Below are 9,135 nucleotides of genomic sequence, written 5' to 3'. Positions count from 1 at the left end.
CCCGCCGCGCCGGATTCGATCTTGCCGGCGGAAGATGGCGTCCTTACGCCGCTAGCTGACCGGCCAGCGCCCGCTCAATGAGCGCCCGCGTCTCGGCGATGCCGTAGAGCGCGGCGAAGGAGCCGAAACGCGGTCCGCGCTCCTGCCCGATCAGCACCTGGTAGATCATCTGGAAGAAGGCGACGGAAACACCCGGCCCGCCTTCGGGACTCTGCTTGGAATGATCCTGATAGCGATCGATCCGGCGCGCCACGTTGAGCGCCGCGTTCTGGATCGCCTCGCCGTCGGCGCCCTGCGGCAGCGCGCCGAGCGCGTCGGAAAGCTTCGCCAGTGCATCGCGCTCTACCTCGTCGGCGGCGCGGAAAACTTTGGTCGGCTTCACGAAATCGTCGAAGTAGCGGATCGCGTAGCCCGTCAACCGATCAAGCTCAGGATGCGTCGTCGGCGTCACGCCCGGCGCGTGTCGAGAGATGAAGCCCCACAGCACTGCCTTGTCATGCGCGTTCGAGGCGCTGACCAGGTTGAGCAGCAGCGCGAACGGCACCGGCAGGTCGATGGCCGGCGGGTTGCCGTCATGCATGTGCCAGACCGGATTACCGAGCCGCTCCTTCCAGTCCTGCCGGGAGTAGGCGCCGAGGAAGCTGTAATATTCGTCGACTGCCTTCGGGATGACGTCGAAATAGAGCTTCTTGGCCTGCCGCGGCCGCTGGTACATGTATAGCCCGAGGCTCTCGGTCGGAGCATAAGTCAGCCATTCGTCGATGGTCAGTCCGTTGCCCTTCGACTTCGAGATCTTCTGGCCGTTCTCGTCGAGGAACAACTCGTAGACGAAATGCTCCGGCGCGCGTCCGCCGAGGATGTTGCAGATGCGGTCGTAGATCACCGCATTGGTCTGGTGATCCTTGCCGAACATCTCGAAATCGACGCCGAGCGCGGCCCAGCGCATGCCGAAATCCGGCTTCCACTGCAGCTTGACCTTGCCGCCCCTGATCGAGAGCGTGGTCTCGGTGCCTTCGTCATCGAAGGTGACGGTGCCGGCTTTTGCGTCGACATGCTTCATCGGCACATAGAGCACGCGGCCGCTCTTCGGCGAGATCGGCAGGAACGGGCTATAGGTCGCCTGGCGCTCTTCGCCCAGCGTCGGCAGCATCACCGCCATGATCTCGTCATAGCGCTCGGCGGCGCGCAGCAGCACCTCGTCGAAGCGGCCTGACTTGTAGTACTGCGTCGCGCTGGCGAACTCGTAGTCGAAGCCGAACGTGTCGAGGAAGCGGCACAGCATTGCGTTGTTGTGGTCGGCGAAGCTGGCATAGTCGCCCCCGAACGGGTTGGGCACCGACGTAAGCGGCATGTGCAGGTACGGCCCCAGCGCGTCGCGATCCGGCACGTTGTCGGGGATCTTGCGCATGCCGTCCATGTCGTCGGAGAAGCAGAGCAGCTTGGTCTTGACCTTGTCTTCGGTCAGCACCCGGAAGGCATGCCGCACCATGGTCGTGCGCGCCACTTCGCCGAACGTGCCGATATGCGGCAGGCCGGACGGGCCGTAGCCGGTTTCGAACAGCACCGTCTCGGGAAAGTCGGCGTCCTTGTAGCGCGCGATGATCTTTTTGGCTTCCTCGAACGGCCAGGCCTTGCTTTCGGCAGCCGCCGCCAGCATCTCGGGATTAAGATCGATGGTGTTTGATCCCGTCATATCACTGCTTCCACGTCATGTGCCGGCCTTCGCGACAAGTAGGTTTTCAACCGGTCTCTAGGCGTCACTAGCCGGAGCGTCAACGATTTGCGGTGGTTTTCCTTGCGGCGCCCACGTGGCGACCCTACCTTCGGGCCTATCATCATGGAGTCTTGAATGCCTTTGACGCCACACGAAGCCCTGATCTACCTCATGGTCATCACTTCGGCTTCCGACCGCGACATGACCGATGTCGAGCTTGCACGCATCGGCGACGTCGTCCGTTCATGGCCGGTGTTTGTGGATTTCAACCAGGACAGGCTGGTGGCGGTTGCCCAGGCCTGCCAGAAGGCTTTGCACGACGAGGACGGGCTGGAAGGCGTGCTCGAACTCGTTGCAGGGGCGCTGCCGGAGCGGCTGCGCGACACCGCCTATGCCGCCGCTTTCGAGGTCGCCGCCGTTGATCTCGAAATGCGCATGGAGGAGGTGCGAGTGCTGCAGCTCATCCGCCTCAAGCTCGATCTCGACACGCTGACTGTCGCGGCTATCGCCCGCGCGGCCAAGGCGCGCCTGCGCACACTCACCTAGGCTTTGTTGATATTCAGGTGAGGCCGGCCTGCAAATGGCGGTTTCCTGCGCTTCCGGTGCTCACGTACTTTTAGTCCGCTCCGATTCTCGGAACCCACCACTTCGGCTCGTCCTGACCTGAATCTCAGCAAACCCTGGCCGTGCTGCAGTCCTCAGAAGAAGCTGACCGGAAAATAGCGCAGATAGAATTCGGCGAAGGTGCCCTTCACCGAAATCTCCTGCAGTGCATAGTCCATGGCCGCCGCCAGCGCCGGATCGCCGGCCCTCGTGGCGATCGCCATGCCCGAGCCCAGATATTCGGGCGCCAGGTACGGCCCGCCGGCGAAGCGGCAGCAGCCGGCCGCGTCGGTGCCGCCTAGCCAAAAGGCAAAGCGCATGCCGTCGCCGAAGGCGGCATCGATCTTGCCGGCCTTGAGGTCCCCGTAGAGCGTTTCCGGCGTGTCGAAGGGGACGACCTGGACGGTGCCGAAATAGTCGCGCAGCATCTTTTCATGCGCCGAGCCGGCAACGACGCCGACGCGCTTGCTGCGTAGCTTGTCGAGGATCGGTTCGGTAAAGGCCTTCGCCTTCGGCATGATGAAGCGCGCCGGAAACTGCAGGTACGATCGCGAGAAGGCGTATTTGGACCGCGTTTCAGCTGTCGCGGCGATGCCGGCGATGATCGCCTCGCCTTCGCCCTTCTGCAGCGCCTCGTCGAGCTCGCCCCAGGGCAGCGCCTGGATCTGGCACTTCTCGGCGATGCCGAGCTCGGCGCAGATCGCCCGTGCCAGGTCGACATGGAAACCGGACAGCCTGCCGCCGCCATCCAGGAAGTTGAACGGCGGGAAATCGGTGGTGGTGAGGAATCTGAGGCGCGGCAGCGCCGAGAGGTCCGGCTTCGGCAGCCGCTCCTTGGCGTCCCAGAGCACCGGCACCTGCGGCTCGGCGGCAAATGTCATGCCGGCAAAAGACTGCGCCGCCACCAGCATCGACAGGGCGATAACTATCCGCCGCAATGTCACAAGAAGACTCCGCCCAGTCATGTCTTTGGGCTTTTCGTACGAAAATCACGCCGGCACAATGGTTTTTGATTTCAACCTGTGAATTTAAGCGTATGGTTTAGGGAGTTTGCAAATAGCTCCGCGGTGCCGGCTGAAAGGGGGGCAATCGGCCGGTCACGAAAGCGGAGCAGCTTTGCAATCCGGGGTTGATGGCGAAGCGCGGGTCAGGCATCTACCATCGATCTCTGATGCGGAAGGCAACATGGGGTAGATGTTGCGATGGGTCATTTTGATCGCACACTGGAATACATCGATCAGCTGCAGCACGCCAACACGGCGGCCGCGGTTTGTGAAAGGCTGCTTGGCGTCACGTCGAACTTCGGCCTGACGGCGTTGATGGCTGGAACGGTTCCGCATCCGGGCACACCGCGCGGCCAGCAGAAGGACCACGTCCTGCTCTGCGACTGGCCGGGCGAGTGGCTGGAGCGCTATGTGGCGCGCAACTACGTCGATCACGATCCCGTCGTCAGTCACATGAAGCAGCTTCAGGCGCCGTTCCAGTGGCGGGAGGCTTCGGAAGGCATCCGCATCGACAAGAGCAGCGGCGAGGTGATGGGCGACGCCAGGGAGTTCAAGCTGCGCGACGGCCTGGCTTTTCCGCTGATCACGCTCGACGGCCAGATCGTCATGGTGTCGCTGGGCGGCGAGGCTGTTGAATTGTCCGAGTCGGAGTTCGGAATCGTGTCGCTGGTGGCGACCTATGCGATCGGCCGCGCCATGCAAATTCACACCATGGCCGCCAAGACCATCGATCATATTGAATTGACTCCGCGCGAACGCGAATGCCTGCAATGGGCCGCCGTCGGCAAGTCCGAATGGGAAATATCTCAAATTCTAGGCATCTCAGAACACACTTCCGAGAAACACCTTCTTAACGCCAAAAGCAAACTCGGTGCCGTCAACAGGGTGCAAGCCGTCGCGGAAGCGATTAGGCGCGGCTATATTAGCTAGGTCGGCCGTGCCGGCCTAGAAATTCTTGCCTACGCGATCGCGTAATTTTTTCGGGAATGCCCGGCCGTATCTTCCTTTTTGGACACAGGAGACGGCTAATGCTTTTTTCCCTAACAACCCAGGAATTGATGGAGCGCCCCGACCTTTGGGAAGCCGTCCACCGGTTGCGCTACAAGATCTTCGTCGAGGAGATGGGCTGGACCGATCTCGAACGCCCGGACGGCCTCGAGATCGACCAGTTCGACCATGACGAGGCGGTGCACCAGCTCGTCATCCGCAACGGCGAGCTTGCCGGCTATCAGCGGATGTTGCCGACGACCCGGGCCCATCTCCTGACCGAGGTGCTGCAGGATCTCTATGAAGGCACGCCGCCCTCGGGGCCTCGCATCTGGGAGCTGACGCGCTATGCCGTGGCGCCGGGCTTCCGCGATGGCAAGCGCGGCGTGTCGACGGTCGGCACCGAGCTGATCGCCGGCTTCGTCGAATGGGGACTCAAGCGCAACGTCAACCAGGTCATCATCGAGTTTGAGCCGATGTGGGTCCTGCGCGCGCTGCAACTGCATTTCCTGGCGACCCCGCTTGGCTACCAGCGTACCTACGGCAATCAACAGGTCGTGGCCACGCTGCTCACCTTCACCGAACACACATTGGACGTGGTGCGCGCGCGCCGCAATCATTTCGCCCCTGTGCTGGCCAGGGGCTATCCCGACAGGCTCGGCCTGCGGCAGGCATCGTGATTGGAGTTTGTTATGAGTATCCACCCGCAACCAGAATTACGCGGCCACACGCTGGTCGTCACTGTCTCCTCGCATGATGGCCGGCCGGTCCTGGACAGGCGCGCCTATGCCAGCCTGGCCAGGACCTTCCACGAAGCCGCCGTCAACGATGACGTGCGCGTCGTCGTGCTGCGCGGCCTGGCAGGCTGCTTCTGCCTTGGCGGCGATTTCTCCGAGTTCCTCGACGCCACCAAGCATCGAGAGCTGATCGCCGCCGTCACCGACATGTTCCGCACGCTGGCCACCTTTCCGAAACCGGTGCTCGCCTGCGTCGACGGCGATGCCGTCGGTGTCGGCTGCACCATCCTGTTCCACTGCGACATGGTCATCGCCTCGAGCGCAAGCACGTTCCGGGTGCCGTTTGTCGATTTCGGCCTGGTGCCGGACGCGGCAACCAGCATCCTGGCGCCGCAGAAGCTCGGCTATGCCGGGGCCTTCCGCTTCTTCTGCCTGGGCGACACCCTTCATGCCGAGGACGCCAAGGCGCTCGGGCTGGTCGGCGAGATCGTCGCCGACGGCAGCGCCGAGGACGCGGCCCTTCTCAGGGCAAGGCAGCTTGCCAAGAAGCCGGTCGCAGCCCTCCTGCAGACGCGCGGCCTGCTCAAGGGCGACACCAACGCGCTCTGCGACCGCATCGACCAGGAGATATCGCTGTTCCAGCAGGCGCTGCAGGACGACACCACCCTGAAGCGGCTGCAGCGCATCGCCCGGCTGGCGGCCTAGAGCATGATGCCGAAAAGTGTGACGCGGTTTTCGGACGACATCATGCTCTATCTCTTTGATTTAGAGCCGGATTCAGATTTCAGGTCGATTCGACCTGAAATCATCCGGCTCTAGGACCGCCAGCCCCGTATCGTCGGCGAAATGGGACCTACTTCTCCAGGAATGATGGCCCTTCGCCGATGATCTTCTTGTCTTCCTTGCCGACGATTTCGAGGTCGCGCCCGTCATAGGGCAGCGACGACAGGATGCGCCTGATCACAGCCAGCCGCGCCCGTCGCTTGTCGTTGGCCCGCACGACGATCCAGGGCGCGAACTCCTTGTGCGTGCGTTCGACCATGAGGTCGCGCGCCTTCGTGTAGTCGTCCCATTTGTTGATGCCTGCGACGTCGATCGGCGAGAACTTCCAGTTCTTCAGCGGGCTCCAGCGGCGGTCGTGGAAACGTTCGAGCTGGGTTTCACGGCCGATGTTCAGCCAGAATTTGAAGAAGTGGATGCCTTCGTTGCAGATCATCCGCTCGAAATGCGGCGTCTCGTCGAGGAATTTCTCGTGCTGCTCGGGCGTGCAGAAGCCCATCACCGGCTCGACCCCGCCGCGGTTGTACCAAGAACGGTCGAAGGTCACGAATTCACCCGATGTCGGGAAATGGGCGACATAGCGCTGGTAATACCACTGTCCGAGCTCGGTCGGCGTCGGCTTTGTCAGCGCCACATTGCGCGCGGTGCGCGGGTTCATGTACTGGCGCAGCACGAAGATCGTGCCGCCCTTGCCGGCGGCGTCACGGCCCTCGAACAGCGCCATCACCCGCTTGCCGGTCGCCTGCAGCCAGGCCTGCGCCTTGACCAGCTCGATCTGCAACTGCTCGAGCGTCGCGTCATATTCCTCGCTCTTCATCTTCTTGTCGTAGGGATAGCCGCCGGCGGTCAGCTTGTTGTCCTCGATCCAGTCGGGAAGCACCGGATTCTCGATGTCGAACTCCCGCTCCTTGCCGTCGACCGTGATTTTCAGCGGACCCTGTGCCGGTGCCGGGGCGGGACTTGCCTTGGCTTTTTTCATCGAGACGAACCTTTCCAGCTTGCGGACTCATGCTATTGGGAGCCTCAACGGCGCCGCGCCCCGGTTTGGATGCGCAAATGACGCTGTAGCACTCCAGGCCGGTCCAGCGGAAGTTTTCGCGACCGGCGACGGGGAAGAGGCATGGGGCGCGAGCGCGCGAATGGCTGAGCTGAACGCGGAGCAGAAGGGCACGGCGCAACCGGTGGCCGTCCGGCTGTGGGGGAGTCGCTGGCTGCTTGCCGCCGGCATCGTCGCGGTTTTCGCCGTCTATGGCCTTGCCGGCATTTCGGCCTATGTGCTCGTGGCGGCGACTGCCCTGCTGGTGGCGGCGGCGCTGTTGCCGTCGGGCGCCCCGCGCCGGTCAACTGAGGACGCAGCGGCAATAGAAGCAGGCGGCTTGCAGCGGCTTTCTGGCGAATACCTTGCGGCCGCTGTCGCCGATCCGCTGATCATCTTCGACCGCACCGCCACTATCGTCCACGCCAACGCCGCCGCTTTCGCCGCCTTTGGCGGCCTTGCGCCGGGCATGTCGCTGTCGCTGAAATTCCGCGCCCCCGAAATGCAGGCCTTGCTGGACAGCGTCCTGTCGGGGACCGTCGCATCCGACATGGTCGACTACACCGAGAAGCTGCCGGTCGAACGGGCCTATCGTGTCAGCGCATCCTCTGTCGGCCATGCCACCGACCTCTATGTGCTGGTGTTCAAGGACCAGAGCGAGGCGCGCCGGATCGACAGGATGCGCGCCGATTTCATCGCCAATGCCAGCCATGAGTTGCGCACGCCGCTTGCCTCGATCTCGGGCTTCATCGAGACGCTGCGCGGGCCGGCCCGCGGCGATCCGGCGGCGCGCGACCAGTTCCTGCAGATCATGCAGAACCAGACCGGCCGCATGGCCCGCCTGATCGACGATCTCCTGTCGCTGTCGCGGCTGGAGATGAAGCCCTACCTGAAGCCGGGAACCGAGGTCGATCTTCGCCAGACCATCGACAGCGTCATCGACTCGCTGGCGCCTCTTGCGCGTGAGAACAGCGTCGTCATCGAGCGCGACTTCGTCGACGGGCCGCTAGACGTGCCGGGCGACCGTGACGAGCTTTTCCAGGTCTTCGAGAACCTCCTGGAAAACGCCTGCAAGTACGGCCAGTCGGGCGGGCGTGTCACGGTGTCGATCGCCCGCGACGGGACCGGCCCCGAGCCGGGCATCGACGTCACCATCAGGGACTACGGCCCGGGCATCCCCGAAGAACACATTCCGCGCATCACCGAGCGCTTCTACCGCGTCGACGTCGAAAGCAGCCGCACCCAGAAGGGCACCGGCCTTGGCCTGTCGATCGTCAAGCACATACTGACGCGCCACAATGCCAGGCTGTCGATCAAGTCGGAAGTCGGCAAAGGCGCGGCGTTCTCGGTCCATTTGCCAGCGCGCTGAGTCAGTACTATTTGCTAACTGGCTGTTTCTTCTTTCTGTCATCCGGCTGGCGTATCAGCGGGAGATTGAGGAAGCGACTCGGTCAAAAAGACCCCGGGAAGGCATTCGTTCATGCAGTCCGTGCATATCATCAGTGCCTATGACGAAGAGCTGAAATACCTGTCGAAGCGCATCGCTGCGATGGGCGGCCATGCCGAGCGCATGGTCGAGCAGGCGATCACCGCCTTGGTCAATGCCGATCCCGGCCTCGCCCAGAAGGTCATCCGGGACGATCAGGCCCTCGACGAAGGGCAGCGCGAGATCGACGACAAGGCGATCGTCATCATCGCCAGACGCCAGCCAATGGCGACGGACCTGCGCGAGATCGTCGGCGCGATCCGCATCTCCGCCGACATCGAGCGCGTCGGCGACCTCGGCAAGAACGTCGCCAAGCGGGTGGCGGCCGTCATCGACGGACGCCAGCCGACCAGCCTGTACCGGGGCCTCGAGGCCCTGGCCGACCTGGCGCTGACGCAGCTGAAGGAAGTGCTCGACGTCTACGCCTCGCGCTCGGTGGAAAAGATCGGCTTCGTGCGCGATCGCGACGACCAGATCGACGCCATGTATACCTCGCTGTTTCGCGAGCTTTTGACCTACATGATGGAAGATCCGCGCAACATCACGCCCTGCACGCATCTTTTGTTCTGCGCCAAGAACATCGAGCGCATCGGTGACCACGCCACCAACATCGCCGAGACCATCTACTACATCGTCACCGGCGACCAGATGCCGGCCGAGCGGCCGAAGGGTGACAAGACGGACAAGATCGCTGTTCCCGGCACGCTGCCGGTGAAGTGAACGATGGCCTCTCGAACGCCGTGCTAATTTAGGCTAAGCTCCCGCGAACGTTCCTGAATCCTGATCAG

At 63.1% G+C, this 9,135-nt stretch carries 9 protein-coding genes; 6 read left to right on the top strand and 3 right to left on the bottom strand.

Going from position 1 to position 9,135, the window contains the following annotated elements; genetic code table 11:
* Positions 1-43: 43 nt before the first annotated feature.
* A complete protein-coding gene (locus EOA33_RS14600) occupies positions 44-1,693 on the bottom strand; it encodes a lysine--tRNA ligase (RefSeq protein ID WP_127405938.1) in 1,650 nt (549 codons plus the stop codon).
* Between the two features lie 156 nt (positions 1,694-1,849).
* Between EOA33_RS14600 and EOA33_RS14595 the strand changes: the two genes are divergently transcribed.
* Complete coding sequence (locus EOA33_RS14595) at positions 1,850-2,260, top strand: tellurite resistance TerB family protein (protein ID WP_126056603.1); 411 nt, start codon at positions 1,850-1,852, stop codon at positions 2,258-2,260.
* Positions 2,261-2,412: 152 nt separating this feature from the next.
* Here the strand turns inward: EOA33_RS14595 and EOA33_RS14590 are convergent, their stop codons facing one another.
* A complete protein-coding gene (locus EOA33_RS14590) occupies positions 2,413-3,228 on the bottom strand; it encodes a transporter substrate-binding domain-containing protein (protein ID WP_126059248.1) in 816 nt (271 codons plus the stop codon).
* 291 nt (positions 3,229-3,519) lie between these two features.
* On the opposite strand from EOA33_RS14590, the gene EOA33_RS14585 reads away from it, so the two are divergent.
* From EOA33_RS14585 to EOA33_RS14575, 3 genes are all read left to right on the top strand, one after another.
* Positions 3,520-4,251, top strand: coding sequence for a LuxR family transcriptional regulator (locus EOA33_RS14585; RefSeq protein ID WP_126056602.1), 732 nt, complete (start codon positions 3,520-3,522; stop codon positions 4,249-4,251).
* 98 nt (positions 4,252-4,349) lie between these two features.
* Complete coding sequence (locus tag EOA33_RS14580; protein WP_126056601.1) at positions 4,350-4,988, top strand: acyl-homoserine-lactone synthase; 639 nt, start codon at positions 4,350-4,352, stop codon at positions 4,986-4,988.
* A 12-nt stretch (positions 4,989-5,000) separates the two neighbouring features.
* Entirely contained in the window at positions 5,001-5,750 is a 750-nt protein-coding gene (locus EOA33_RS14575; RefSeq protein WP_126056600.1) for an enoyl-CoA hydratase-related protein, read from the top strand.
* Between the two features lie 148 nt (positions 5,751-5,898).
* On the opposite strand, the gene ppk2 is transcribed toward EOA33_RS14575, so the two are convergent.
* Positions 5,899-6,804 (bottom strand): polyphosphate kinase 2, encoded by a 906-nt coding sequence (ppk2, locus tag EOA33_RS14570; RefSeq protein ID WP_127405937.1) that lies wholly within the window; start codon positions 6,802-6,804, stop codon positions 5,899-5,901.
* A gap of 160 nt (positions 6,805-6,964) precedes the next feature.
* On the opposite strand from ppk2, the gene EOA33_RS14565 reads away from it, so the two are divergent.
* Together EOA33_RS14565 and phoU are read left to right on the top strand one after the other, a co-directional pair.
* Entirely contained in the window at positions 6,965-8,230 is a 1,266-nt protein-coding gene (locus tag EOA33_RS14565) for an ATP-binding protein (RefSeq protein WP_127405936.1), read from the top strand.
* A 111-nt stretch (positions 8,231-8,341) separates the two neighbouring features.
* Positions 8,342-9,067 (top strand): phosphate signaling complex protein PhoU, encoded by a 726-nt coding sequence (phoU, locus tag EOA33_RS14560; protein ID WP_126056597.1) that lies wholly within the window; start codon positions 8,342-8,344, stop codon positions 9,065-9,067.
* The last annotated feature ends 68 nt before the right edge of the window (positions 9,068-9,135 follow it).

Origin of the sequence: Mesorhizobium sp. M4A.F.Ca.ET.050.02.1.1 (assembly GCF_003997725.1) — a bacterium.
In the GTDB taxonomy this organism is placed as follows: Bacteria; Pseudomonadota; Alphaproteobacteria; order Rhizobiales; family Rhizobiaceae; genus Mesorhizobium.
Note: the sequence above shows the minus strand (reverse complement) of the source record. Positions and strands in the feature narration are given on the sequence as shown.